This window comes from Leisingera sp. NJS204 (assembly GCF_004123675.1).
In the GTDB taxonomy this organism is placed as follows: Bacteria; Pseudomonadota; Alphaproteobacteria; order Rhodobacterales; family Rhodobacteraceae; genus Leisingera.
The window spans coordinates 1,488,666-1,512,489 of the sequence record NZ_CP035417.1 but is presented as its reverse complement, the minus strand read 5'-3'; the positions used below and the strand labels follow the sequence as shown (position 1 = coordinate 1,512,489).

General features: G+C 63.5%; 24 protein-coding genes. 7 read left to right on the top strand and 17 right to left on the bottom strand.

All coding sequences use genetic code 11. From position 1 onward, the window contains the following. Positions 1-12: 12 nt before the first annotated feature. The 5 genes from ETW24_RS07420 to ETW24_RS07400 all read left to right on the top strand — a co-directional run bounded on the left by ETW24_RS07420 (position 13) and on the right by ETW24_RS07400 (position 6,040). A complete protein-coding gene (locus ETW24_RS07420) occupies positions 13-1,377 on the top strand; it encodes an FAD-dependent oxidoreductase (RefSeq protein WP_129370435.1) in 1,365 nt (454 codons plus the stop codon). Further along, positions 1,374-2,363 carry an isopenicillin N synthase family dioxygenase gene (locus tag ETW24_RS07415; RefSeq protein ID WP_129370434.1) on the top strand — a complete coding sequence of 330 codons (990 nt, stop codon included), beginning with the start codon at positions 1,374-1,376 and terminating at the stop codon, positions 2,361-2,363. The genes ETW24_RS07420 and ETW24_RS07415 overlap by 4 nt, the downstream gene beginning before the upstream one ends. Positions 2,364-2,629: 266 nt before the next feature. Continuing rightward, the gene (locus ETW24_RS07410; protein WP_129370433.1) at positions 2,630-3,703 is read left to right on the top strand and encodes an AI-2E family transporter; all 1,074 of its coding nucleotides are present in this window, start codon (positions 2,630-2,632) and stop codon (positions 3,701-3,703) included. 5 nt (positions 3,704-3,708) lie between these two features. Next, positions 3,709-4,416, top strand: coding sequence for an HdaA/DnaA family protein (locus ETW24_RS07405; protein ID WP_129370432.1), 708 nt, complete (start codon positions 3,709-3,711; stop codon positions 4,414-4,416). Positions 4,417-4,468: 52 nt separating this feature from the next. Beyond that, the gene (locus ETW24_RS07400; protein WP_129370431.1) at positions 4,469-6,040 is read left to right on the top strand and encodes a Ppx/GppA family phosphatase; all 1,572 of its coding nucleotides are present in this window, start codon (positions 4,469-4,471) and stop codon (positions 6,038-6,040) included. A gap of 17 nt (positions 6,041-6,057) precedes the next feature. Here the strand turns inward: ETW24_RS07400 and ETW24_RS07395 are convergent, their stop codons facing one another. The 8 genes from ETW24_RS07395 to ETW24_RS07360 form a co-directional block, all read right to left on the bottom strand. Continuing rightward, entirely contained in the window at positions 6,058-6,438 is a 381-nt protein-coding gene (locus ETW24_RS07395) for a hypothetical protein (protein WP_129370430.1), read from the bottom strand. 104 nt (positions 6,439-6,542) lie between these two features. After that, positions 6,543-7,172: a LysE family translocator gene (locus ETW24_RS07390; protein ID WP_129370429.1), complete on the bottom strand. Its 630-nt coding sequence runs from the start codon at positions 7,170-7,172 to the stop codon at positions 6,543-6,545. A gap of 171 nt (positions 7,173-7,343) precedes the next feature. Continuing rightward, on the bottom strand, positions 7,344-8,339 hold the full coding sequence (locus ETW24_RS07385; RefSeq protein WP_129372868.1) for an endonuclease/exonuclease/phosphatase family protein: 996 nt from the start codon (positions 8,337-8,339) through the stop codon (positions 7,344-7,346). Further along, positions 8,320-9,018, bottom strand: coding sequence for a molecular chaperone DjiA (locus ETW24_RS07380; RefSeq protein WP_129370428.1), 699 nt, complete (start codon positions 9,016-9,018; stop codon positions 8,320-8,322). Before ETW24_RS07380 ends, ETW24_RS07385 begins: the two co-directional genes overlap by 20 nt. Positions 9,019-9,027: 9 nt before the next feature. Continuing rightward, complete coding sequence (locus tag ETW24_RS07375) at positions 9,028-9,549, bottom strand: GNAT family N-acetyltransferase (RefSeq protein ID WP_129370427.1); 522 nt, start codon at positions 9,547-9,549, stop codon at positions 9,028-9,030. Beyond that, on the bottom strand, positions 9,546-10,154 hold the full coding sequence (locus ETW24_RS07370; protein ID WP_129370426.1) for a VOC family protein: 609 nt from the start codon (positions 10,152-10,154) through the stop codon (positions 9,546-9,548). Before ETW24_RS07370 ends, ETW24_RS07375 begins: the two co-directional genes overlap by 4 nt. Positions 10,155-10,462: 308 nt before the next feature. Next, positions 10,463-12,592 carry a methylmalonyl-CoA mutase gene (gene scpA / locus ETW24_RS07365; protein WP_129370425.1) on the bottom strand — a complete coding sequence of 710 codons (2,130 nt, stop codon included), beginning with the start codon at positions 12,590-12,592 and terminating at the stop codon, positions 10,463-10,465. Beyond that, a complete protein-coding gene (locus tag ETW24_RS07360) occupies positions 12,558-13,493 on the bottom strand; it encodes a hypothetical protein (protein ID WP_368075949.1) in 936 nt (311 codons plus the stop codon). The genes scpA and ETW24_RS07360 overlap by 35 nt, the downstream gene beginning before the upstream one ends. A gap of 174 nt (positions 13,494-13,667) precedes the next feature. Here ETW24_RS07360 and ETW24_RS07355 point away from each other — a divergent pair, with 174 nt between their 5' ends. Continuing rightward, positions 13,668-14,102 carry a DUF4174 domain-containing protein gene (locus ETW24_RS07355; protein ID WP_129370424.1) on the top strand — a complete coding sequence of 145 codons (435 nt, stop codon included), beginning with the start codon at positions 13,668-13,670 and terminating at the stop codon, positions 14,100-14,102. A gap of 22 nt (positions 14,103-14,124) precedes the next feature. On the opposite strand, the gene ETW24_RS07350 is transcribed toward ETW24_RS07355, so the two are convergent. The 3 genes from ETW24_RS07350 to ETW24_RS07340 all read right to left on the bottom strand — a co-directional run bounded on the left by ETW24_RS07350 (position 14,125) and on the right by ETW24_RS07340 (position 17,177). Then, positions 14,125-14,616, bottom strand: coding sequence for a hypothetical protein (locus tag ETW24_RS07350; protein WP_237455091.1), 492 nt, complete (start codon positions 14,614-14,616; stop codon positions 14,125-14,127). A gap of 159 nt (positions 14,617-14,775) precedes the next feature. After that, positions 14,776-16,821 (bottom strand): acetyl-CoA carboxylase biotin carboxylase subunit, encoded by a 2,046-nt coding sequence (locus tag ETW24_RS07345; protein WP_129370422.1) that lies wholly within the window; start codon positions 16,819-16,821, stop codon positions 14,776-14,778. Between the two features lie 152 nt (positions 16,822-16,973). Beyond that, positions 16,974-17,177: a hypothetical protein gene (locus ETW24_RS07340; RefSeq protein ID WP_129370421.1), complete on the bottom strand. Its 204-nt coding sequence runs from the start codon at positions 17,175-17,177 to the stop codon at positions 16,974-16,976. A 677-nt stretch (positions 17,178-17,854) separates the two neighbouring features. Here ETW24_RS07340 and ETW24_RS07335 point away from each other — a divergent pair. After that, positions 17,855-18,997 (top strand): DcaP family trimeric outer membrane transporter, encoded by a 1,143-nt coding sequence (locus ETW24_RS07335; protein WP_129370420.1) that lies wholly within the window; start codon positions 17,855-17,857, stop codon positions 18,995-18,997. Between the two features lie 95 nt (positions 18,998-19,092). Here ETW24_RS07335 and ETW24_RS07330 read toward each other — a convergent pair whose 3' ends face one another. The 6 genes from ETW24_RS07330 to ETW24_RS07310 all read right to left on the bottom strand — a co-directional run bounded on the left by ETW24_RS07330 (position 19,093) and on the right by ETW24_RS07310 (position 23,808). Next, positions 19,093-19,437: a hypothetical protein gene (locus ETW24_RS07330; RefSeq protein WP_129370419.1), complete on the bottom strand. Its 345-nt coding sequence runs from the start codon at positions 19,435-19,437 to the stop codon at positions 19,093-19,095. 69 nt (positions 19,438-19,506) lie between these two features. Further along, the gene (locus ETW24_RS24230) at positions 19,507-19,647 is read right to left on the bottom strand and encodes a hypothetical protein (RefSeq protein WP_024089507.1); all 141 of its coding nucleotides are present in this window, start codon (positions 19,645-19,647) and stop codon (positions 19,507-19,509) included. A gap of 214 nt (positions 19,648-19,861) precedes the next feature. Then, complete coding sequence (locus ETW24_RS07325) at positions 19,862-20,239, bottom strand: DUF6497 family protein (protein ID WP_254695723.1); 378 nt, start codon at positions 20,237-20,239, stop codon at positions 19,862-19,864. A 113-nt stretch (positions 20,240-20,352) separates the two neighbouring features. Continuing rightward, positions 20,353-20,793, bottom strand: a complete 441-nt coding sequence (locus ETW24_RS07320; protein WP_129370417.1) for a hypothetical protein — start codon at positions 20,791-20,793, stop codon at positions 20,353-20,355. Positions 20,794-20,872: 79 nt separating this feature from the next. After that, positions 20,873-22,405, bottom strand: a complete 1,533-nt coding sequence (locus ETW24_RS07315) for an acyl-CoA carboxylase subunit beta (protein ID WP_129370416.1) — start codon at positions 22,403-22,405, stop codon at positions 20,873-20,875. Between the two features lie 167 nt (positions 22,406-22,572). Beyond that, a complete protein-coding gene (locus tag ETW24_RS07310; RefSeq protein ID WP_129370415.1) occupies positions 22,573-23,808 on the bottom strand; it encodes a hypothetical protein in 1,236 nt (411 codons plus the stop codon). Positions 23,809-23,824: the final 16 nt, after the last annotated feature.

Genomic DNA, 23,824 nt, shown 5'->3' with positions numbered 1-23,824 from the left:
GGAGAGACAGACGTGGCCAAAACAATCCTTGAGCCGGCGCGCGAAATACCAGTCATTCATGAAACCGAAGTGCTGGTGGTCGGCTCCGGTCCCGGCGGGCTTGCGGCCGCCTTGGCGGCGGCGCGGACGGGAGTAAAGGTGGCCCTTTTAGACCGGTTCGGCTGTTTCGGAGGCAATATCACCACCGTCGGGGTCGAAGGGTTCGCCTGGTACCGTCACGAACAGACGGTGGAGGCCCACGGCATCGGCTGGGAGTTCGAGGAGCGCGCCAAGGCCATGGGCGCGGCAGTACCGGAAAGCCAGTCACTGTCATATGAGCTGGACAGCGAGGGCTTCAAGCTGGTGGCGGACAAGCTGGTCGAGGAAGCCGGCATCCACCCGATGCTGCACCGGGTTTTTGTGGCGCCGATCCGCGAGGGCAGCCGGATCACCGGTGTGATTGTCGAAAGCAAGGCAGGCCGCGAGGCCATCCTGGCGAAACGGGTGATCGACGCAACCGGCGACGCGGACATTGCCCATATGATGGGCGCGCCCTGCGTGAAAACCCCGGTCGAGGAAATGCAGGCGGCCAGCGTGATGTTCCACATTGCCGGCGTCGACAAGCAGAAGTTCATGGAAGGGGTCAAGGCCGATCCGCAGACCTATGCCAACTGGTCCACCGGCGAATGGCAGGTAGAGACCTCGGGCAAGGAGGACGGCATGTTCTCGCCCTTCCTGGCCAAGCCATTCGGCCAGGCGATCCGCGACGGGGTGATCCCGGCGCATCTTAATACCATCGGCGGCACCTGGGGCGCGGTGCATGACAGCGGCGAGATGACCTATATGAACCTGGTCCATCTGGCGGGCATCGACGGAACCGATCCCGACAGCATGACCAAAGGCGAGATCGAGGGCCGCCAGCAGGCGATGCACGCCATCAACGCGCTGCGCGCCTATACGCCAGGCTGCGAGGGCGCGCGTCTGCGGAACTTCGGCATGACCATCGGCATCCGCGACACCCGCAAGATTGATGCGGTGCACAACATAACCGAGGACGAGACCCGCAATCAGGGCCGCTTTGACGACACCATCGGGATTTATCCCGAGTTTATCGACGGCTACGGCGTGCTGATCCTGCCCACCACCGGGCGTTACATGCAGATCCCCTACCGTTCGATGCTGCCCAAGGGCGTTCAGGGCCTGCTGGTGACAGGCCGCGCCATCGGCGGCGACAGAATCGCCCATGCCGCCACCCGCAATATGGCCTGCTGCGCCGTGGCCGGTCAGGGCGCGGGCATTGCCGCGGCGCTGTCAGTCAAATCGGGCTGCGAGTTCGAAGCGGTGGACATCACCGCCGTGCAGGCCGAGCTGAAACGCCAGGGGGTGCGGATCCATTGACCCAGACCATCCCGACCATCGACATCGCACCGCTGCGGGAGGACGGGCATCCGCAGCGGCAGGAGACCGTCAACGCCATTCTGGCGGCGGCGCAGGACATCGGGTTTCTGTCTATCACCGGCACAGGTGTTGCAACGGGTTCGGTGGAGGCTGCGCGGGAAGCGGTGCGGGCTATCTTCAGCGTTCCGGAAAAATCGAAATGGGATCAGGCGATTACACGGGAGAATTACCGCGGCTACATCCCTATGGGTTTTTTCACGCCCAATGACGGCTCAGGTACTGCGGACAAATACGAGGGCTACAAGCTGCATTACGAGGTTGCGGCGGATGATCCCATCCGCAGCGAATGCCCTCTTTACGGTCCCAACCGCTGGCCCGCTGAAGTGCCGGAAGCCCGCGAGGTGATCCTGGGCTACTGGGCGGAACTCGACAGCGTGTTCCACCTGCTGCTGGGCGCTTTGGCCGAGGGTCTGGGGCTGAACCCGGCGCAGTTTCAGGAGCCGTTTGAAACGCCGCTCACCAATATGTCGCTGCTGCATTATCCGCCGCAGGCGCCGGAAGACGCGGGCTTTGGCATCCACCCCCACAAGGACACCGATGCGCTGACCATCATCGCGCCCGATCCGGTGGGCGGGCTGGAGGTGCAGACCCGGACCAAAGACGGGACTGACGGCTGGATCACCCCGGGCTGCCCGCCCGGCGGCTTTGTCGTCAATATTGGCGACATGCTGGAGCTGTGGTCCGGCGGGCGGCTGATCTCCACCCCGCACCGGGTGGTGAACAAGACCGGCAAGGAGCGCTACTCCTTCCCCTATTTCGCGGTGCCGCGCCATGATGTGGTGGTCCAGCCGCTGCTGCCGCCGGTCGCGGGGTTTGACCGCCCGTCCGTGCATTGCGGCCACTGGTCGGCCGAGATCTGGCGCACCAACTGGCCGGATGAAGACGCGGGCGCCGATACGCCGGAACTGGGCACGCTTCACAGCTAAGGGAACGCCCCGCCCCGCAAGGGGCGGAGCGCCCGCCCACACTGTGAGGGCGGGCGCTGCCCTGCCTGCCGGCCGGGCGGAAGGCCTTTCCCGAGTTGCCCCCCCGGTTGCCCCCCGGTTTCCCCCGGTTTCCCCCGGTCTTTTCCGCCTTATCCCCGCCTTGCCCACAGGGGATTTGCGCGCGGCCCTTGCAAGCCCCTGCCCCATCAGGGAAGACTGGCCGCCAAGATCCTGAACCAAACGGATAAAGGGCGGGCTGTCTGACCATGGCGCTACCAGCACAGAAACAATTCAAATACTGGGGCATCGCCGCAGTGGTATTCGCCGTGGTGATGTGGGCGCTGGGCGGCGTGCTGATGCCCTTTATCCTGGGCGCGGCCATTGCCTATATGATCGACCCGATTGCCGACCGGCTGGAGGCCTGGGGGATGAGCCGCACGGCTGCCACCGCCACCATCACCGCCGGCGCGCTGCTGGTGTTCCTGCTGCTGCTGGTGGTGGTTGTGCCGACGCTGGTGTCGCAGATGATCGACCTGGCACAGGTGCTGCCGCAACTGCTGCGCGATCTGCGCAGCTTCGCCTCTGAACATTTCCCCTCAGTCTTTGAGGAAGACAGCCGCATCCACCAGGCCCTCACCGCCTTTTTGCAGACGCTGCAATCGCGCGCGGTTGAGGTGCTGCAGTCGGTTGCGGGATCGGCGGTTTCGCTGCTGAACGTGGTGATTCTGCTGGTCATCGTGCCGGTGGTTGCGGTCTATCTGCTGCTCGATTGGGATCGTATGGTCGCCCGCATCGACGAACTGCTGCCGCGCGATCATCAGCCGGCGATCCGCCGCATTGCCGGCGAGATCGACGCGGTGCTGGCGTCGTTCATCCGCGGCATGGGCACGGTCTGCCTGATCCTGGGCACCTATTACGCCGTGGCGCTGATGCTGGTGGGGCTGAACTTCGGCCTGGCGGTCGGCTTTATCGCCGGGCTGGTTACCTTTATCCCCTACCTCGGCGCCCTGATCGGCGGCGCGCTGGCAATCGGCCTGGCGCTGTTCCAGTTCTGGGGCGACTGGGTGTCGATCGGGCTGGTGGGCATTATCTTTGCCATCGGCCAGGTGGCCGAAGGCAACTTCCTGACCCCGAAACTGGTCGGCAGCTCGGTCGGCTTGCACCCGGTGTGGCTCTTGCTGGCGCTGTCGGTCTTTGGTGCGCTGTTTGGCTTTGTCGGCATGCTGGTTGCTGTCCCTGTGGCCGCAGCCCTGGGCGTGGTGGCCCGCTTCCTGACTGAACAATATCTGCACAGCCGCCTCTATCAGGGGCAAAGCCACCAGGACGCAGGGGCGGAATAACACAGATGGCACAACAGCTGAGCTTTGACCTCCCGGCGAAACCTGCGCTGGGGCGGGATGATTTCTTTGTGGCACCCTCCAATGCAATGGCGGTGGCGCTGCTGGACCCGCAATTTGCCTGGCCCAGCGGCAAGCTGGTGCTGACCGGGCCTGCGGGTGCGGGCAAAACCCATCTGGTGCATGTCTGGGCCAGCCAGACCGGCGCGCGGATCCTGCCGGCGGCAGAGCTGACAGCCGGAGCCGTGCCGGAGCTGGCGCAAGGCCCCGTCGCGGTTGAGGACGTGCCGCAGACCGCCGGCAGCGCAGAACAGCAGAACGCTCTGTTTCATTTGCACAATATGGTGCTGGCAAACGGGTATCCGCTGGTGATGACGGGCCGCGGCGCGCCGAATCTGTGGGGGCTGACCCTGCCCGATCTGCAAAGCCGGGTGCAGGCCGCCACCCATGCCGAACTGCAGCCGCCGGACGACCAGCTGCTGGCGGTGGTGCTGGCCAAGCTGTTCAACGACCGCCAAATCACCCCGAAGGCGGATGTGATTCCCTATCTGGTGGCGCATATGGACCGCTCCTTTGCCGCAGCCGCCCGGATTGTCGGACGGCTGGACCACCTGTCGCTGGCGGAAAAACGCAGCCTGTCACGGCCCCTGGCAGTGCGGGCGCTGTCCGAGATCCGCCACGAGGCCGCGGAAAATGACGCATCCGCAAGCGGTTGACCGCTGCCCTCCCTTCGACCATCCTGACCGCGGATTGCCAGACGGAGCCCTCATGAACGTCACCCAGGACCCCGCCGCCGCCAATGCCGATTGGGGGCCCTTCGGCCGCCCGATCTTTGATGACCCCAGGGCCCGGGCACTGTCGCGGGTGGGGGTGGTCGATGTCGGCTCCAACTCGGTCCGGCTGGTGGTGTTCGACGGCGCCGCCCGCAGCCCGGCTTATTTCTATAACGAAAAGATCATGTGCGCGCTTGGCGCGGGCCTGTCGGAGTCGGGACGCCTGAACCCCGAGGGGCGCGCCCGCGCCCTGTCGGCGCTGCGCCGGTTTCAGCATCTGGCCAAGGGCATGGGCCTGCCGCCGCTGTCCGCCGTTGCCACCGCCGCGGTGCGCGACGCCGGGGACGGGCCGGATTTCTGCGCCGAAGTGCTGCGCGAGACCGGGCTGAAGATCCACGTTATCGACGGGCGCGAAGAGGCGCGGCTGTCGGCGCAGGGCGTACTGCTGGGCTGGCCCGGCGCCTATGGGCTGGTCTGCGATATCGGCGGCTCGTCAATGGAGCTGGCGGAAATACAGGAGAACTCTGTCGGGCGCCGGGTCACCTCATCCCTGGGACCGCTGAAGCTGCGCGACATCAAGGGCGGGCGCAAAGGCCGCAAAGCCCATATCAAGGAGGTGATCGAACAGCTGAAAGGCGCGATGGGCGCGCAGCGCGACCGGCTGTTCCTGGTCGGCGGCAGCTGGCGGGCGATTGCCCGCATCGACATGCACCGGCGCGGCTATCCGCTGAAGGTGCTGCATGAATACCGGATGTCCGCCAAGGACGTGCGCGAAACCGCCCGCTATATTGAGACCACAAACCTGGACAAGCTGCGCAACGCCTGCGGCGTCTCCGCCAGCCGGATGTCGCTGGTGCCCTATGCGATCGACGTGCTGACCCGGCTGGTCAAGACTTTCAAACCCAAGGATATCGCCGTCTCCAGCTATGGTATCCGCGAAGGCCTGCTGTACGAACAGATGCCGCAGCGGCTGCGCGCCCGCGATCCGCTGATCGAAGCCTCGCGCTTTGCCGAGGCCAAGGACGCCCGCGTACCCGGTTTCGGCGGCACCCTGTATGAATTTGTCAGCCCGCTGTTCAGCGGTGCCCCGCTGGCCAAACGGCGGCTGGTCAAGGCGGCCTGCCTGTTGCATGACGTCAGCTGGCGCGCCCATCCCGACTACCGCGCCGAGGTCTGTTTCGACAACGCCACCCGCGCCAACCTGGGCGGGTTGAAACATTCGGAACGGGTGTTCCTGGGCCTGGCGCTGCTGCACCGTTACAGCAACAAGCGGCAGGGCAGCTCGTTCGAATACCTCTATGGGCTGCTGGACGAAAAGGGCCAGCACGAGGCCGAGGTGCTGGGCAAGGCGATGCGGTTCGGCGCAATGCTGATGCTGACCAGCACCGGCGCCATCGGCAGCTTGCGCTGGCAGCCGCGCAAGCGGGTTCTGCACGCGGAACTGCCGGATGCGGCTCGGCCGCTGTACGGCGAAGTTGCCGAAGCCCGGTTGCAATCTCTGGGCAAGGCATTGGATGCCGGGGTGCAGCTGAGTTTCAGCAAACCCGCCGGTCCGTCTGAGGCGTAAGGTCCTTTGGCGCTGCGTCAGATTTCGGTGACGCCTTCCTCCTCGCCCTTGTCTTTCTCGGCGGGCGCGTTGTCCTTGGGTTTCTTGCGGATGATGATATCGCCGTTGGGCAGGATCTCGGGCAGCTCATAGGCGCTCCAATCCTTCACCTCCTTGGCGATTTCGGCCAGCGCAGGCCCCATTTCGGCAAGGAAAGCCCCCATCGAGGGGCCGATGTCCTCCATCATGCCCTGCAGGTCTTCCAGCGCCGGCGCCATTTCCTCGCGCAGCCCCTCCCAGAACAGTTCCGCCCCGCGCTCCATCAGAGAGGGGGCACCGCCCTCCTCCCCGGCTTCCTGGGCGGCAAGCGGAACGGACATCAGGGCAACGAGGGCGGCTGGCAAAAGGATCTGTTTCATAGTGCCAATATAGGGAGGTCTTGCCGGGGGTAACAGGGGCTGCATTCCAATGCCGCGCGGGAGCTGGTGGACCGGTCAGCGGACTTGGCTGCCGTTCCCGTTCGCTATTGCGCTCGCTTGAATGTCGCTGTTGCAACCCCCATCGCAACAAGTGCGCCACCGCCCAACCGAGAGAACCATGCCAATACCGATGGCCGTGCAATCTTCGCCCTGAGTTTGTCCGCCAGGATCGCATATGCGAGCGCGTTGATCGCCGCCAATCCTACGAATGTTGCCACCAATATCGCGAATTGCGGGAGAAGTGGGCTGTCCACGACAATGAACTGAGGCACGAAAGCGATGAAGAAGACGATGGACTTCGGATTGAGTGCGGTCACAGCTGCCGCGTGGCCGAAAACGCTGGAAGCTCGTGCTTCGGTCACTTTTTCAATGTCTCCGAGTGAAGCCATTGATGCACTGCGGAAAAGTTTTATCCCCAGATAGACGAGATAAACGGCACCCACCCACTTTAAAGCAGTGAAAAGGGTTGCGGACGCGAGGACTAAAGCACCCAAACCAGCGAGCGAAGCAGACATCGCGATCAAGTCACCTAACGCAACACCACCGACGGTTGCGAGAGCCACTCTCTTACTTTGGCTCATAGCGTAGCTGAGGACGAGCAGAACCGTTGGCCCAGGAATAAGAAGAAGCGCGGTTGAGGCGGCGACAAACGCCAACCAAATTTGAAAATCCATTGAAACACCTTCCTGATTTTACAATCAGCCAGCCACAGCCTTATCACACTGTAAAGAGATTTTTCGGATGAAGCACTGCGATGCAGCATTCGGTAAGAAGGGCTCTTCTCTGCACTTGGCGTCTTCGGCAGATATCGTTTCATTATCTTTAAGCTGCAAGTCTCCGCCACCTCACGCCAGCGCGATATCCAGCGTCACCGGGAAATGATCCGAGGCATTCAGCAGCGCCTGGCGCAACTCCGCATCACCGTAGCATTCCGCGTCCTCGAACGGGTGCCAGATGCGCCACTTGGGCTGCTGCCCCATCAGGCTGTGCGAGATCATCACATAGTCCAAAAGCGCGCAGAAATAGCGTTTGGTTTCAGGATTGTAGAACCGCGAGGTGCTGGGCAGAACGGTGGCGCGCGGACGCAAGAGGCTTTGCGCGTTGGGGTCGTTCAGCAGGCTGCCCATCACGATCTCAACCGAGGACTGGCCGAACAGTTTCTCAAATTCATCCAGGCCTGGGCCGTCGTTCAGATCCCCCAGAACCACCAAATGCTCCCCCGCTGCGGCATGTTCCGCCACCCGCCGGTGCAGCCAGATCGCCTGTGCCAGCTGCTTCCGCCGGTTGGCGATGGAGACAGTGGCGACCTCGTTCCTGGTCCGGGCACCATGCGGCGCCTTGGATTTCAGATGCGCGCCGATCATCCGCAGCGGCGTGCCGCCTTTGGTGGTCACCGCCAGTTCCAGCGGCGGCTTGGAAAACCGCACTTGATCGGCCTGGGCGTCGATGTCGAGGTCAATGCCGAACACCCCGTCAAACCGCGGCGCATCCGCCGTGGCGCGGGGATCATGGCGGGCGTCCAGAACATCCGGATCAAACAGCAGTGCAATTTCCTGCTGGGTGTCGTTGGCAAAGCCGCTGACGGCCTCGCGCGCTCTGAGCCCGGCTTCAGCCGCAAAGCGCTCCAACGCGCGGGTGGTGCGCTGGCTGCGGCCGGTATTGGGCGCCTCCACCACCATCACCGCATCGGCATCAATGCGGCGCAGCACATGGGCGATGGCGTGGCCCTGGGTGTATCGGTCGACCCCGTGGCGGGAGGAACGTTCGCCGTCAAGCAGCAGATTATCCTCTGCATCAAACAAGTTGGCGAACCATTCGATATTATAGGTTGCCAGCCGCATTGCCGCAGCATCCATTGATTTCATCCCAAGCGCGGTTGATGTCGATCATCCGCTTCTCCGCCAGCCGCACGGCCTCTTCGGGCACCCCGCGGGCGATCATCGCATCCGGGTGGGTGTCGCGCACCAGCTTGCGCCAATGCTTGCGGATCTCGTCCATGGCCATATCCGGGCTGACACCCAGCACAGTATAGGGATCCTTGGGCGCATCCGGCACAAACCGCGCCCTAAGCGCCAGGAACTGCTGCGGAGTCTGGCCGAAGATGCGGCTTACTTCCTCCAGGAATTCATTCTCGCCGGGGTGATAGAAGCCATCGGCCATGGCGATATGAAACAGCCCCTCCATCAGGTCGCACAGCGTGGTGGGGTCATCGGCAAACATGCTGTGGATGCGGCGGGCGTATTCCTGATAGCCGGCCACATCGGTGCGCGCCATGTCAAAGACGCGGGCAGCACCTGTTTCATCATCGCGGGCGATCTGGAACACCTCGCGGAAGGCGGCGACCTCGTCGCGGGTGACCTGCCCGTCGGCCTTGGCCATCTTGGCGCCAAGGGCGATGACGGCAATGGCAAAGGCCACGGTGCGTTCGGGTGGTGCGCGCAAGCGGTCAAAGACTTCCGACAGGCTTTCGCCTGCGGCAAGGGCTGCCAGCGCGTCGGATATGCGGGTCCAAAGTGACATGTTGCCAGCCTATGCGTCTTTGCCGGGGTTGTCAGGGGCGGGAATACCGGGCGTCAGGATTTTCTGCATGAAAACAGTGTCGAGCCAGCGCCCCTGCTTGCAACCCAGTTCCGGCATCCTTGCGGTTTCCACATAGCCCATAGCTGCATGGAAAGCGATTGCTGCGGGATTGGCACTGCTGACACTGGCGATCAGCACGTGAATGCCCGCCTGTTCCGCCTTGGCCTCAAGCGCCTGCATCAGCTTGCGGCCCGCGCCCTGCCCCTGTGCTTCGGGCAGCAGATGAATGGTGTGCTCAGCCGTGAAACGGTAGCCGGGACCGGGGCGGAACAGGAAATAATGCGCGTGGCCGAGGATCCTGCCGCCCTGTTCCGCCACCAGATAGGCGCCGTTGCCGGCCGCGATCTGTTCCCGGACGTCTTCAGGCGACTTTTCAATGGTGTTGAAGGTGGCCAGCGTGTCGCGGATCACCCAGTTGGCAATGGTGCAGACGGCTTTGGCATCATCAGGGCGGGCAGAGCGGATTTTCATCGCAGCACCCTTGGCCCATGCGGGGTTTCGAATTCCGCCAGCATCGCAGGCTTACCCTGCTCCACAGCAACGCGCGGGTCGGCGAGGATCCGGTCCAATGCGGCTTGCAGGTCTTTGGCCTCCGGGTGGCTGAGGATCAGGCGGGTCAGGCGGCAGCGCGACCGCGGCAGCTTGCCGGCGGGCGGTTCGGCCTGCCACTGCAGCACCGCAGGAAAGATGTTGTCAAACGGCAAAAACCCGTCGCTTGGCACTGTCATCAGCCAGCTGAGACTGCCGCGCTGCATCGCCACATGCCGCTGCGCATGGGGCGGCAGCAACGGTTTCTCAGTCTCAAGGTTTTCGCTTCGAAGAATCCAGTTGTTCAGTCTTGCGGGGCCTTTGAAACGGTTGAGGTCAAACCAGCGCGGCTGCTCCTGCGGCTCGGCCTCAATGTCGATGGCGATGGCTTCGAGGTAAAGGCCGTCCTCCAGCCCGATGAGGCGGTTATGGGTGCCATACCGGGTGTGGGAGCCACCGGGGCCAAGCGCGGCGCCAAGGGCCTCTTCGGCATGGGCAACCGCCTCTTCCAGCGTTTCGCCGGCCACGGCCAGGTGATCAAGTATCATTTGCGCCTCCCCTTTTGCGGCCAAAGACTAGCCGGACAGCGGCGGGGTGCAAGGCGGGATTTGCCGTCAAGGACAGTGAAGCGGGCACCCGCCACCGGCGCTGAGAGGACACTCAAAACCGCCAGCGCTCCCGCCTGTCGCAGGCTGTGCCGAAGGCACATCCGCTCCCGTTGGGCGGGGCATCGCGCGCCTGACGGCGCGCGATGCCGACAGTTCACCTGGCAGGGTGAACTGCCAGGCCCTAAGCCGCCAAGGGGTTTGCCCGCAGGGCTGGCACCTGCGGGTGCGGGAGCCACCTGCTACTTACGTTACGCCCGCGCTTCGCGGATCAGGCGCAGGATGTCCTGGGCGGCCTCGGGGATGTTGGTGCCGGGGCCAAAGATTGCCTTGACGCCCTTGGAATACAGGAACTCGTAATCCTGCTGCGGGATCACGCCGCCGCAGATCACCAGGATGTCGCCTGCCCCTTCCGCCTTCAGCGCCTCGACCAGCTGCGGTGCCAATGTCTTGTGTCCTGCCGCCTGGCTGGAGATGCCGATCACATGGACGTCATTGTCGATGGCGTCCTGCGCGGCCTCGGCAGGGGTCTGGAACAGCGGGCCGACATCAACGTCGAAACCGATGTCAGCGAACGCCGTCGCAATCACCTTGGCGCCGCGGTCGTGGCCGTCCTGGCCCATCTTGACCACCAGAAGACGCGGGCGGCGGCCCTCTTCTTCGGCGAAATCCTCGATCGATTTCTGGATCGCGGCAAAGCCTTCATCGCCTTCGTATGCGGCACCATAGACCCCCGCCAAAGTCTTCACTTCCGCACGGTGGCGGCCGAATTCCTTTTCCATCGCCATGGAGATTTCTCCGACTGAGGCCCGCGCGCGGGCGGCTTCAACTGCGGCTTCCAGCAGATTGCCGCTACCCGCCTGGGCACGGCGGGTAAGTTCATCAAGCGCGGCCTGGCAAGCGGTTTCGTCGCGGCCGGCCCGCATTTTCTGCAAACGGGCGATCTGAGACTCGCGGACAGCCACATTGTCCACATCCAGGATGTCGATCAGGTCTTCTTTTTCCTTGCGGTACTTATTGACGCCGACAACCACCTCGTCGCCGCGGTCAATCATCGCCTGGCGGCGGGCGGCGCTTTCCTCAATGCGCAGCTTGGGCATGCCGCTCTCAACCGCCTTGGTCATGCCGCCCATTTCCTCCACCTCTTCGATCAAGGCCCAGGCCTGTTCGATCAGGTCGTTGGTGAGGCTTTCGACATAATAAGAGCCGGCCAGCGGATCGACGACATTGGTCACACCGGTTTCCTCCTGCAGCACCAGCTGGGTGTTGCGGGCGATGCGGGCGGAGAAATCGGTGGGCAGCGCGATGGCTTCATCCAGCGCGTTGGTGTGCAGGCTTTGCGTGCCGCCGAGGACTGCGCTCATCGCCTCATAGGCGGTGCGGATCACGTTGTTGTAGGGATCCTGCTCCTGCAGCGACACACCGGAGGTCTGGCAATGGGTGCGCAGCATCTTGGAGCGTTCGGACTTGGCGCCGAATTCGGTCATCACCCGGTGCCACAGGGTACGGGCGGCGCGCAGTTTGGCGATTTCCATGAAGAAGTTCATGCCGATCGCAAAGAAGAACGACAGCCGCCCTGCGAATTTATCCACGTCCATACCGGCATCCAGCGCCGCGCGCACATATTCGCGCCCGTCGGCGATGGTATAGGCCAGCTCCTGCACCAGGTTCGCGCCGGCCTCCTGCATGTGGTAGCCGGAGATCGAGATCGAGTTGAACTTGGGCATCTCGTTGGAGGTGTATTCGATAATGTCCGAGATGATCCGCATCGAGGGTTTCGGCGGATAGATATAGGTGTTGCGGACCATGAACTCCTTCAGAATGTCGTTCTGAATGGTGCCTGCGAGGACCGATTTATCGTGGCCCTGTTCTTCGCCTGCAACAATGAAGGATGCCAGAACCGGGACCACCGCGCCGTTCATGGTCATCGAGACCGAAACCTTGTCGAGCGGGATGCCGTCGAACAGGATTTTCATGTCCTCGACGCTGTCAATCGCCACGCCGGCCTTGCCGACGTCGCCGACCACACGGGGGTGATCGCTGTCATAACCGCGGTGGGTGGCGAGGTCGAAGGCGACCGAGACACCCTGCTGGCCGGCGGCCAGGTTGCGGCGGTAGAAGGCGTTGCTTTCCTCGGCGGTGGAAAAGCCCGCGTACTGGCGGATGGTCCAGGGGCGGCCGGCATACATGGTGGCCTTGACGCCGCGGGTAAACGGGCCGACGCCGGGCAGCGTGCCCATGTGGGGCAGGTCCTTGGTGTCGTCTTCGGTATAAAGCGGCTTGACCTCGATGCCTTCCAGCGTCTGCCAATTAAGGTCGTCAACCGCCCGTCCGCGCAGCTCTTTCTCAGCCAGAGCCTGCCATTCGTCTTTGTTTGTCATCAGGTCTTCCTCTTGTCAGTCCGGTGTGGGGCGGGTTCAAGCCCGCCGCCGGTTTATCGGGATCATGGGCCAGCGCGGCGATGCCATCGGCACCGCCTGCCAGCCACATCATGTCGTCGGCATACGCCTCGCGCAGGCGTGCGGTCTGCGCGTCGTCAAAGGGGCGCCAGCGGCCTGAGCCCTCTGGCAGTTTGGCCGCCGCAGAGGACGGCACGCTGGCGCGCAGGTCCTGCAGGCACAGCGAGGCGTTGAGCCGCACCCTTGCGTGGGTGCGCGGCGCCTCGGCCCCGGTGAGGGCGGCCAGCTGTGCCTCGGGCCGGGTGCCAAAGGTTTCAAACGGCAGCACATGCAGGCGCACATCAGGCACCGCGCAGGCAATATCGGTGATCACATCGCGCCAGCTGCGCGGCGCCTGCACCAGACGGTCAAGCTGCGCTGCAGATGGCACCCGGTGGCCGCGGGCCACCGCATAGGCCAGTGCCGAGGTCCAGTAGCCGTCCAGGCTGCGGATGCTGAGTGCCACGTCTGTCACAGCATTGCCGAAGGCCTGGGAGAACCGCGCCATCCGTTCCCCCACGCCGTTATAAAGATCGCCAAACCGCAGGTTGCCGCGGATGGAGCCGATCATGTTTTCTTCACTGATCAGCAGCTGATGGATGCCCTGCTGGCGGCAGCCGGAAATCTGGATCTGCAGCCGTCCGCGGGCGCGCTGGGCGAGGTCGCGGCCGGTCACCCGTGCAGGCCCGGGCTGGATGCCGTGGAACAGCCCGCCCCTGGTGCGGAACGGCCCCCAGAACCCAATGCGCTGTTTGGCAAGCCCATCGGCGTTCTGGCGCATGTATTCCTGAAACGACGTGGTTGCGCAGCGGTGCGCACCGGTATGAAGGATCACTTTCATCATGCTTCGGGACCTCTTCTGGAGGGCCGCAGGCCGCAGCCCGGTCAAGGGGAATGGCACAATCATGGCCGGCAACCCCTCAGTATCCCGTTAACGATGATGTTTTTTGGCCAAGTTGCGGATTTCCCGGTCGCATTTGCCGCCGCGGCGCATATATTCAACGGGACAGGAGAGATCATGAGAGCAATCCTAACCGTTGTTTTGGCAGGTTTTATTCCGCTTGCGGCCCTGGCTGCAGATGGCAGTGCGCCTGATTGGATACAGCCCGGGTATGATGTGGAACTGGAGGATTTCCAGTGGAAGCAGCGCCCTGTGGTGGTGTTTGCCGACAGCCCCGACGACCCGCGCTTCCACGAGCAGATGGAGCGGCTGATGCAGGGCGCCAAGGTTCTGAAAACCCGGGATGTGGTGGTGCTGGTTGACACCGATCCGGCCGCAAAATCGGCGCTGCGCAAAAAGCTGCGTCCGCGCGGGTTCATGCTGGTTCTGGTCGGCAAGGACGGCGGCGTGAAGCTGCGCAAACCGCACCCTTGGACGGCGCGCGAATTGTCCCGCACCATCGACAAATTCCCCGAGCGGCTGCGCGAAGTGGAAGAGCGGCGCGGCGGCTGAGCTGACCGGGCCGCGCCTGCTGTCAGCTGTTGCCGCGGACGTAAATCAGCGCCATCGCCTGTTTGTCGAGCACAACCATGGCATGGCTGTCCGGCACAAAGACAAGGTTGGATTGCGGGTTCAGGATGGCCCGGTAGTAGACGCCCTTGACGATCTCGCTCATGCAATTGACGCCGGCCAGGCCCGAATTCAGGATCCCGATACCCTGCGGCAGATCCCGCGACATGATCGCCTCGGTCACCGCATTGGGGGACTTTCCCGCCACGCGGAACACAACCGGCTTGCCGTCTGCCAGCATTTTCATGCCGGTGTTGACGGATCGCGCCCTGCCCAGCAGCGAGGTGATCCGCGGCTGTTCCGTTGTGTGGAAAACCGCAGCGGTGCAGGTGGACGAGGATTGGAAAAAGAAGGTTTCGCCCAGTTCCGTCCATTCGGACAGCAGCACGCGCACCTCCTCTTCCTTGTCGAGCGTGCAGCCCGTCAGCAGGAGAATGCCCGAAAGCAAACCGGTCATTAAGCGGAACATACGGCACCTTGAGGAAGTTCAACCCGGGCAGGATGGCAGAGATTCCTGAAGATTTCGTGCACGGGGGCGTGCTGTGCGGGGCAGGCACGCAGCCGCCGGCGGGAGACCCCGCCGCCGCGTCCGCATATATGCCTGCCCCGTGGTGCATTATTCGAATTCCATGATCACATCGTCGACCGCCAGGCTGTCGCCGGCGCCTGCGTTGATCTTGGCGACCACACCCTTTTTCTCGGCGCGCAGGATGTTTTCCATCTTCATCGCCTCGATGGTGCAAAGGGCCTGACCCTCCTGGACCTCCTGCCCCGCTTCGACGTCGACCTTCACAATCAGGCCGGGCATCGGGCACAGCAGCATCTTGGAGGTGTCGGGCGGCAGTTTTTCCGGCATCAGCTGCGCCAGTTCCGCTTGGCGCGGGGTGCGCACATGGACCTTGAGATCCGCCCCGCGGGAGCGGATGCGGAAACCCTGGGTGACCTTGCCGGTCTTCAGCACCAGGATCTCGCCGTCCACGTCCAGGGTGGCCAGCTGGTCGCCCGGCGTCCAGTCCGAGGACACGCGCAATGCGGCACCGTCGGCGAACTTGACAGTGGCGCCGTCGCGGTCGGCGTCAATCACCACGTCATAGGACTGGCCCTGCAGAGTGACGGTCCAATCGGTGCCGACCTTGCGTTCGTGGTTATCCATCCGGCCCGACACCCGGGTGCGGCGGATTTCGGCAACCCGGTGCATGGCCGCACAGGAAGCGGCGATCTTGCGCAGGTCGGCTTCGGGCAGCTCAACGCCCTCAAAACCTTCGGGATACTGTTCCTCGATAAAGGCGGTGGTCATGGTGCCGTCGATGAAGATCGGGTGATCCATGACAGCTGACAGGAACGGCAGGTTGTGGCCGATGCCTTCGACCTCGAAACTGTCGAGGGCAATGCGCATGGCGTCGATCGCCTCAGCCCGGGTCGGCGCCCAGGTGCAAAGCTTGGCGATCATCGGGTCATAATACATCGAGATCTCGCCGCCCTCATAGACGCCGGTGTCGTTGCGCACGGCGGTCTCGCCCGCGGGCGCATCCCCCTGCCACTTGCCATTGATCAGCATCGGGCCTGCGGCAGTCTCGGCCGGCGGGCGGTAGCGCGACAGGCGGCCGATGGAGGGCAGGAAGCCGCGGTAGGGATCTTCGGCATAAAGACGGTTTTCAATCGCCCAGCCGGTAAGTTTCACGTCTTCCTGGCGCAGCGGCAGCTCGCCGCCGCCGGCAACGCGGATCATCTGTTCGACCAGATCAACACCGGTGATCAGCTCGGTCACCGGATGCTCCACCTGCAGGCGGGTGTTCATTTCCAGGAAGTAGAAGTTCTTGTCGCCATCGACGATGAATTCCACAGTGCCGGCTGAGGCATAGCCCACCGCCTTGGCCAGGGCGACGGCCTGCTCGCCCATTGCCTTGCGGGTTTCCTCGTCAAGGAACGGCGACGGGGCTTCTTCGACAACTTTCTGGTTGCGGCGCTGGATCGAGCATTCACGCTCGCCCAGGTAGATACCGTTGCCGTGAGTGTCGCAGAGCACCTGGATTTCGATGTGGCGCGGCTGAGTGACGAACTTTTCGATGAAGATGCGGTCGTCGCCAAAGGAGTTCGCGGCCTCGTTCTTGGAAGACTGGAAGCCTTCGCGGGCCTCTTCGTCGTTCCAGGCGATGCGCATGCCCTTGCCGCCGCCGCCGGCGGAGGCCTTGATCATCACCGGGTAGCCGACCTCGTTCGAGATCTTCACCGCCTCATCCGCGTCGGCAATCAGCCCCATGTAGCCGGGCACGGTGGAAACACCGGCCTCCTGGGCGATTTTCTTAGAGGTGATCTTGTCGCCCATGCTTTCAATCGCACCCACCGGCGGGCCGACAAAGGCGACGCCTTCGGCGGCCAGGGCCTCGGCGAATTTGGAGTTCTCGGACAGGAAGCCGTAGCCCGGATGCACCGCCTGGGCGCCGGTTGCGCGGACCGCCTCCATCACCTTGTCGATGACGATATAGGACTGGTTGGCGGGCGGCGGGCCGATGTGGACAGCCTCGTCGGCCATTTGCACATGCAGGGCCTGCTTGTCGGCGTCAGAGTAGATGGCAACGGTTTTGATGCCCATTTTCCGCGCGGTTTTGATCACCCGGCAGGCGATTTCGCCCCGGTTGGCGATCAGGATCTTGTCAAACATAGGTGGTCCCTTTGTATTCTGGCCCTTGGTCCTTGGCATTCCGGAATGCAAAACGCCGCGCCCGGGGCAGACCCAGGCACGGCGTTTGCGCGATTTTTGCACCGGCCGCAGCGGGCCGGATGTTCAGCAGTGCAGCGGCAGCGGTGGCCGCCTTAGCACTTGCGGGGGTTCTGCTGGCAATAGACCAGGTTAGCGGCCACGCCGACGGCTGCGCCGGTGACCAGGCTGCCGTCCAGCAGTGCAGCACCTGCGGCGCCTGCGCCGGCACCATATACGATACGTTCGCCAGTGGTGTCGCCGCAGGCCGCCGCAAAGCCGCAGAGCGACAGGGCCGCGATGAAAGTTTTTGCCCGCATGTCCAGTTTCCTTCTTCCGGGGACGTCAGTGTCCCCTCGGAATTTGCAGGCTGGACAGCCGCGCGCAACGCTGTGCGGACCCCGCCCTTCAGTTGGGCGGAGGCTTGCCGCATGGGGGGGAGTATACGGCAAGCTTCCGCCGGTGCCTGAAGGGGAGAAAAGACGGGCAGGACGCGGATGGGGGCGCGCACCTGCCCGTTCAGGCGAAGGGGCCGGAACAGATGCTCGGCACAGCAGCGTGGCTGCGCTGCTTGACCCACGATGCACAGCCCCGGCGCTGCTGTAAGCCCCTGAAATGCAAGGGTGCGGATTTGGGCAGATTCCTGCTGACCGGCGCGGCGGCTGTGCGATTTCACGCCGAAATCACGCACCGCCCACCGGGCAGTGGCGCAGGGCCGCGTCAGCCCTGTCACATCGCCGTTACAACCCTGACGCTGTACTGGCCGGCCAAACAAGCGGCCGCCAAAGCGCTGTGAACGGCAGCGCCGGACCGGCGCCGGGATTTGCAGCCCCGCCAGCACCTTGGCCTGTGCAAACACTGCAGCGTGAACAGCCCGTGAAAATTCCGCACTTTTTCCGGCGCAAATCCTCACGGCGGCTCTCTTTGAAGTCATTTCCCCCCCGTTTGCGCACGTGGGAGTCTGGCTGCACGACACATAAGGAGGAGGGATAACCCCATGACCAAAGTGCATAGAGGGCGCTTCGCCCTGGCTGCTGCTGCACTTGCCGGCAGCGCTGGCCTGGCCCAGGCGGACACGCAATCCGAGCTGCAAGAGCTGCGCAACCGGGTCGAGGTGCTGGAAGCGGAAAACCAGCAGGTGACCGGCGCGCCCGGCGATTTCCGCCTGGGCAATACCGCGGTCGACATCTACGGCTACGTCAAGGCCGATTTCTTTTATGATTTCGATTTCGTCCAGGGTGACACGGCCTTTGTCAACAACATCGGCGAGCCGGTGAATGCCACCGACGGCGACTTCGGCGCCACCGTGCGCCAGTCGCGGCTGGGCATCCGCACCACCACCGAGACCGGCATCGGCACCATTCAGGGCCAGCTGGAGTTCGACCTGTTCGCCTCGGGCGGCACCTCCGAACTGCGGCTGCGCCACGCCAATGTGCAGATCGGCGATCACTGGCTGATCGGCCAGACCTGGACCAACTTCATGCCGCTGGGGCAATACCCCGCCAGTGTGGAGTTCAATGGCCCGGTCGGAATTGCCTTTGCCCGGGTGCCGCAGGTCCGCTACAGCAACAGCTTTGGCGACGGTTTCGACTACAGCCTGTCGCTGGAGGAAAACACCGCCGCCTCCAGCGATCCGGTCGCCACGGCAGCGTTCCAATACAGCAATGATCTGTTCACCGCGCGGATTGCCGGCCTTGCCGGCACCATCCAAAGCGGCGGCGTTGACGTTGATCAGACCGGTGTTACCGTGTCCGGCTCCATCACGCCCTGGGACGGCGGATTGTTCCAGGCCACCTATGTTGACGGCGAGGCCCTGGGGCCGTTGCTGATCGGCCTCGGGGATGCGGTTGTCGGCGGCCAGGCCAACGATGTGAAGGGTTATACCGTCGAATTCCGCCAGGACATCACCGACCAATGGAATGTCGGCATCGCCTACGGACGCGAGGATTATGACCTGCCGACCTCGACCGGCACGCTGTCCTTTACCGAGCTGGAGACCATTCACGTGAATGCCTTCTACAGCCCCACCGACAATCTGACCTTCAGCGCTGAATACATCTTTGGCGAGCGTAACGACACGATCTCCGGCAATACGTTTGACGGCGACCGGGTGCAGCTGGCAGTTCAGCTGAACTTCTGACGAAACAGCAGACGGGCGGCGCCCCGGACGCAGCGGCAGGCATCGCGGAAAGATCCGCGGTGCCTGTTGCGGGATATGCGTCCGGGACGGTGCCATCAGTCAAACACGTCCGGGAAAGACGCCTGCGCCACGGCCACGTTAATGACCAGCAGCGCCTCGTAGCTGGCCGGATCAAACGGATCTTCGGCGGCGATCACTTCGCGGCCGAACAGCCAGCTAAGACGGCCGGCGTCCAGATTGCCACGCTCGAACGGCTGGTCGCCGAACTGCTCCCACAGAGCCCGCATAAAGGTGGCGTCGACGCGCCGGTCGACGTTCTTGCGGTCGGCAAAACGCTCGCGCCGGGTCAGCGGCGTGACCCCTTTGGGATTGGGGCGGCGGACGGTGAATTGGAAATCGGTGCCGGGCATACGGCCCGGGAACCCGCGGTGTTTCAGCATTTGGGTGCCTCCTGTCCGGCACCCTGCGGGCGGGTAAGGGCCGGCCGCAGGGCCGGACCCTTGTGGTCGTTACTTGTACTTGCCGGTGAATTCCGGCTCTTGCGAGATCGGCTCGGGCTCGACCACGACAAATTCTTCTTCCTGCTGGGCGCAGGCAGTGACGGCGGCCAGCAGGCCAGCCAGGGCGATAAGCTTGATGCTCTTGGACATTTCTGTCTCCTGATAAAAAACGCGAAACCTGCGGGGGCCTGGCCCGCCGCCTGCCTCAACCTCAATGTGAAGGCAGCCCGCAGGCTGCCCGCGCCAAGGATAGCGGGGTTTGCAACCGAGTCACATGTGAATCGCGGCAATTGGCAGCGCTGTGGCTGCAATGCCGCAAGAATCCGCCGATCTGAAGTTCGCCCCGCAAGATGTTGTGGATGCATCAGAAAGCCTCCCACATGCAGCCTGCGGCCTCGGGGCGGTAGGCCTCGAAAAACTGTGTGGCCGCCGGGTCCTGCGCCCCAAAAGGCACCATTCGGTCCGAGAGCGAAATCACCACCCGGGCTGCGGTCAGCCCGCGACCGGCCAGATAGGGCACCGCCAAAGTCTCGCAGAGATGGTCCATGTCGGGCGCTGCCGCCTCATAGCTGACGGAACCGGTTTCCCGGGCGATTTCCGGCGCCAGGAAGCGGAACCGGGCCCAGGTTTCGCCCGCTTTCCCGGGTGCTTCGTCCAGCAGCACCTCGGCCAGGGTCACGGGCTGGCCCGACGGAACCGAAACCGGTTCCGCGGCAGAGGCGGACAGGACGGACAATGCCAAAGGGATAACAGCCAGATATCCGCAGCCCCGGCCCCCGGTTTCCCAGGCTCCTCCGGCCGGGGCTGCTGGCGCAGCGCATAAAGCGCGCGCTGTTGGTATCTGGCTGAGGCGGATCATGAGACTGATTCGTTTCCCTTGTCAAATTTTGCCGCAATTTCGGACGTATTATTCGTTTTCGGGCCCGTTTCCGGGCATGTCTTGTCCCGGCGCCGCACCGCATGGCGTTGCCAGCGGGCCCGGTTGGCGGGGTTTTCCAGAACGTCGGCAATCAGCCCGGCGGCATTGGAGGGCACCCGGCCCATCACCTGCCCGCCTGCACGGACCCGCAGCCCCTGCCCCATCCCCGGCCCCGTGGCGGTGATTTCCACCACCGGAGAGAAGCCCCGCATGCCCTGCAGCTTACGCCACATATCCTGGCGGATCTGATGCGCCAGCCGCAGGGGATCGGCGGCGGGCAGCACCGTTTCCGCCGCCACGTCGAACTGCGCAGGCAGGCGGCGCGACAGCGTCAGGCTGCTGTCCGTGCGGGTGATATGCCAACGGTTGCTGGGCAAATCCGAAGCCTCCCTCTTCTTTCTGGTCAAAAATACCTTCGGGGGTGCGGGGGCAGACAGCCCCCGCTCAACATCGGCCTTACAGCGGAATGTTGTCGTGTTTCTTCCACGGGTTCTTCAGCTGTTTGCCGCGCAGGGAGGCAAACGCGCGCGAAACCCGGCGGCGGGTGGATTGGGGCATGATCACCTCGTCGATAAAGCCGCGTTCTGCCGCCACAAAGGGGTTGGCGAAACGGTCTTCATAATCCTTGGCGTGGGCCGCGATCTTGTCCGCGTCTTTGAGATCGGCGCGGTGGATGATTTCGGTCGCGCCCTTGGCGCCCATCACCGCGATTTCCGCGGTCGGCCAGGCATAGTTGAAATCGCCGCGCAGGTGCTTGGAGGCCATCACGTCATAGGCGCCGCCGTAGGCCTTGCGGGTGATCACGGTGACCTTGGGCACGGTGGCTTCGCCGTAAGCAAACAGCAGCTTGGCACCGTGTTTGATGACGCCGCCGTATTCCTGGGAGGTGCCCGGCAGGAAGCCCGGCACATCAACAAAGGTCAGGATCGGGATCTCGAAACAGTCGCAGAAGCGCACAAAACGCGCGGCCTTGCGGGAGCTGTCGATGTCGAGACAGCCTGCCAGCACCATCGGCTGGTTGGCGACGATGCCCACGGTCTGGCCCTCAAGGCGGATGAAGCCGGTGATGATGTTCTTGGCGAAATCTTCCTGGATCTCGTAGAAATCACCCTCGTCCGCTACCTTGGTGATCAGCTCTTTCATGTCGTAGGGGCTGTTGGGATTGTCCGGGATCAGGGTGTCCAGGCTGCTCTCAATCCGGCCCGGTTCGTCAAAGAACGGGCGCACCGGGGGTTTTTCGCGGTTGTTCAGCGGCAGGAAGTCCACCAGGCGGCGGACTTCGGCCAGCGCTTCGACGTCGTTTTCAAAGGCGCCGTCAGCAACCGAGGATTTCTTGGTGTGGGTGGAGGCGCCACCCAGCTCCTCGGCTGTCACCACCTCGTTGGTCACGGTTTTCACCACATCCGGGCCGGTCACAAACATATAGGACGTGTCTTTGACCATGAAGATAAAATCGGTCATTGCGGGCGAGTACACGGCGCCGCCGGCGCAGGGGCCCATGATGACAGAGATCTGCGGGATCACGCCGGAGGCCATGATGTTGCGCTGGAAAATCTCGGCGTAGCCTGCCAGCGCGTCAACGCCTTCCTGGATGCGGGCGCCGCCGGAATCATTGATGCCAATCACCGGCGCACCGTTTTGCATCGCCATATCCATGATCTTGCAGATCTTCTGGGCGTGGGTCGCCGAGACCGAGCCGCCCAGCACGGTGAAATCCTGGGAAAACACATAGACCTGGCGGCCATTGATGGTGCCCCAGCCGGTGACCACGCCGTCGCCTGCCGGTTTGTTACCTTCCATGCCGAAATCGGTGCAGCGGTGGCTGATGAACATGTCGAACTCTTCAAAGCTGTCCTCGTCCAGCAACAGTTCGATCCGTTCACGGGCCGTCAGTTTGCCGCGGCCGTGCTGCGCGTCAATGCGGCGCTGGCCGCCGCCCAGCCGCGCGTCCTGGCGGCGGTCTTCCAGCTCGGAAAGGATGTCTTTCATGGCACATGTCCCCTGTAGATTTCACCGGGACCATATATTGCGCTGCAGCGAAGCCAAAGAACATTATCGCAAATTTGCAAATCGTTTGCATACGCATGGTGCAAATCTGTAAATCAGCAAACTCTGCATTCGGGTTCCAGCCCCTGACCGGGGCCGGGAAGGCAGCCTCAGGCCGCTTTGGCGATCTCGGCCATTTGCCGCAGGGCGTTTGTCAGCGGTGTTTTAACCGGGGCTTTGACACCGAAAGGATTGTCTTCGACCATGCCGATCACCGGATCGTCCTTAAGGAACTTCAGATAGGCGGCGATCTGGGCCAGCAGCGCCTGTGCGGCTTTTTTGCGGGCGTCGCCAGCGGCCGATTTCATCTCGAACAAGGCCTTCATCAGCGCCGTCTGGTTGCCGTCCGTGACACCTGCCAGCCCGGCATCGGCGATTTGCGCCAGCACCGGGTGGTTGTGGGACTTCAGCGCGTCCTGCAGGCTGGAGACGCCGCGGTCCACGTCCTCCTTGGCGGCTTGCCAGATTTCCATCACGTCCGCTTGCGGCGCCGTGTCCCCGGCTGGCGTGTCCAGCGCCTTGATCAGCGCCTTCAGGCCATCGGCGGCCGCGGGCAAGGCACCTGATTTCAGGTTGGCGGCGATAGCGCGGGCCTGTTCGGCCAAGGGCGCGGCCTGTTCCGGCGGCAGGGATTTAAGCTTGGCCGCCTGTGCGGTCAGCAGCTTGCCCAGTTTTGCGGCCTGTTCGGATTGGGCCGGGTCCGCGGGCGCAGGCTTGGGCTGGCCGCCCAGTTTGGCAAGGGCTGCCTCAAGCCGGTCGAGCCGGGCCGCGCAGGCGTCGTGATCACCCTGCCCCAGCAGCTTCACGCTGGCTTTGATTTCCGGGGCCAGCTTGCCTGCCAAGTCCGGCTTGCCCAGCGCCTTGACCGCCTCAGCCGCTGCCGCAATGCGGGATTTCAACGCCGCAGCAGCCCCTGCATCAGGCGTGCTGTCTTCGGCGGGGCGGGTTTCAGGGCTGGTCCCTGCGGTGTCGTCGTCGGCATCCGGCAGGCTGTCTTCGTCGATGATGCTGCCGTCGGGGCCGACAAGCACCGGCTTAAACTTGACCATGCCCTCCTTCATGAACTTTTTCTTCAGCTGCTTGACGATGCCCTTCAGCGGTTTTTCCGGCTGCAGGAGAACCTCGTTTTCCTCGACCCGCAGGGTGCCGAAACAGGATTTCTTGATCCCCGGCGCCTTTTTCATATCGCCGCGCAGCACCTTGCCGGGTTTGCGCAAGTCGATCATCAGCCCGCAGTCTTCCGGTTTGCCGGCAAGGCCAAAGGCAAAAGGCAGCTCCTTGCCGGAGGCCTTGGCCTTTTTCAGAAGTTTCAGAACTGCGTCCGCGTCAAAAGCCTGATCAGGCATAGCGTGTCTCCTAAGC

Excerpts from the sequence above, each read along its gene's own strand:
- ETW24_RS07380 (WP_129370428.1), bottom strand. The coding sequence starts at position 9,018 with ATGTCACTTTGGACCCGCATATCCGACGCGCTGGCAGCCCTTGCCGCA.
- ETW24_RS24230 (WP_024089507.1), bottom strand. The coding sequence starts at position 19,647 with ATGTCCAAGAGCATCAAGCTTATCGCCCTGGCTGGCCTGCTGGCCGCC.
- ETW24_RS07390 (WP_129370429.1), bottom strand. The coding sequence starts at position 7,172 with ATGGATTTTCAAATTTGGTTGGCGTTTGTCGCCGCCTCAACCGCGCTT.
- ETW24_RS07360 (WP_368075949.1), bottom strand. The coding sequence starts at position 13,493 with ATGATGAAAGTGATCCTTCATACCGGTGCGCACCGCTGCGCAACCACG.
- ETW24_RS07385 (WP_129372868.1), bottom strand. The coding sequence starts at position 8,339 with ATGCGGCTGGCAACCTATAATATCGAATGGTTCGCCAACTTGTTTGAT.
- ETW24_RS07335 (WP_129370420.1), top strand. The coding sequence starts at position 17,855 with ATGACCAAAGTGCATAGAGGGCGCTTCGCCCTGGCTGCTGCTGCACTT.
- ETW24_RS07330 (WP_129370419.1), bottom strand. The coding sequence starts at position 19,437 with ATGCTGAAACACCGCGGGTTCCCGGGCCGTATGCCCGGCACCGATTTC.
- ETW24_RS07340 (WP_129370421.1), bottom strand. The coding sequence starts at position 17,177 with ATGCGGGCAAAAACTTTCATCGCGGCCCTGTCGCTCTGCGGCTTTGCG.
- ETW24_RS07400 (WP_129370431.1), top strand. The coding sequence starts at position 4,469 with ATGAACGTCACCCAGGACCCCGCCGCCGCCAATGCCGATTGGGGGCCC.
- ETW24_RS07350 (WP_237455091.1), bottom strand. The coding sequence starts at position 14,616 with ATGACCGGTTTGCTTTCGGGCATTCTCCTGCTGACGGGCTGCACGCTC.
- ETW24_RS07395 (WP_129370430.1), bottom strand. The coding sequence starts at position 6,438 with ATGAAACAGATCCTTTTGCCAGCCGCCCTCGTTGCCCTGATGTCCGTT.
- ETW24_RS07345 (WP_129370422.1), bottom strand. The coding sequence starts at position 16,821 with ATGTTTGACAAGATCCTGATCGCCAACCGGGGCGAAATCGCCTGCCGG.
- ETW24_RS07310 (WP_129370415.1), bottom strand. The coding sequence starts at position 23,808 with ATGCCTGATCAGGCTTTTGACGCGGACGCAGTTCTGAAACTTCTGAAA.
- ETW24_RS07375 (WP_129370427.1), bottom strand. The coding sequence starts at position 9,549 with ATGAAAATCCGCTCTGCCCGCCCTGATGATGCCAAAGCCGTCTGCACC.
- ETW24_RS07370 (WP_129370426.1), bottom strand. The coding sequence starts at position 10,154 with ATGATACTTGATCACCTGGCCGTGGCCGGCGAAACGCTGGAAGAGGCG.
- ETW24_RS07410 (WP_129370433.1), top strand. The coding sequence starts at position 2,630 with ATGGCGCTACCAGCACAGAAACAATTCAAATACTGGGGCATCGCCGCA.
- scpA (WP_129370425.1), bottom strand. The coding sequence starts at position 12,592 with ATGACAAACAAAGACGAATGGCAGGCTCTGGCTGAGAAAGAGCTGCGC.
- ETW24_RS07355 (WP_129370424.1), top strand. The coding sequence starts at position 13,668 with ATGAGAGCAATCCTAACCGTTGTTTTGGCAGGTTTTATTCCGCTTGCG.
- ETW24_RS07315 (WP_129370416.1), bottom strand. The coding sequence starts at position 22,405 with ATGAAAGACATCCTTTCCGAGCTGGAAGACCGCCGCCAGGACGCGCGG.
- ETW24_RS07405 (WP_129370432.1), top strand. The coding sequence starts at position 3,709 with ATGGCACAACAGCTGAGCTTTGACCTCCCGGCGAAACCTGCGCTGGGG.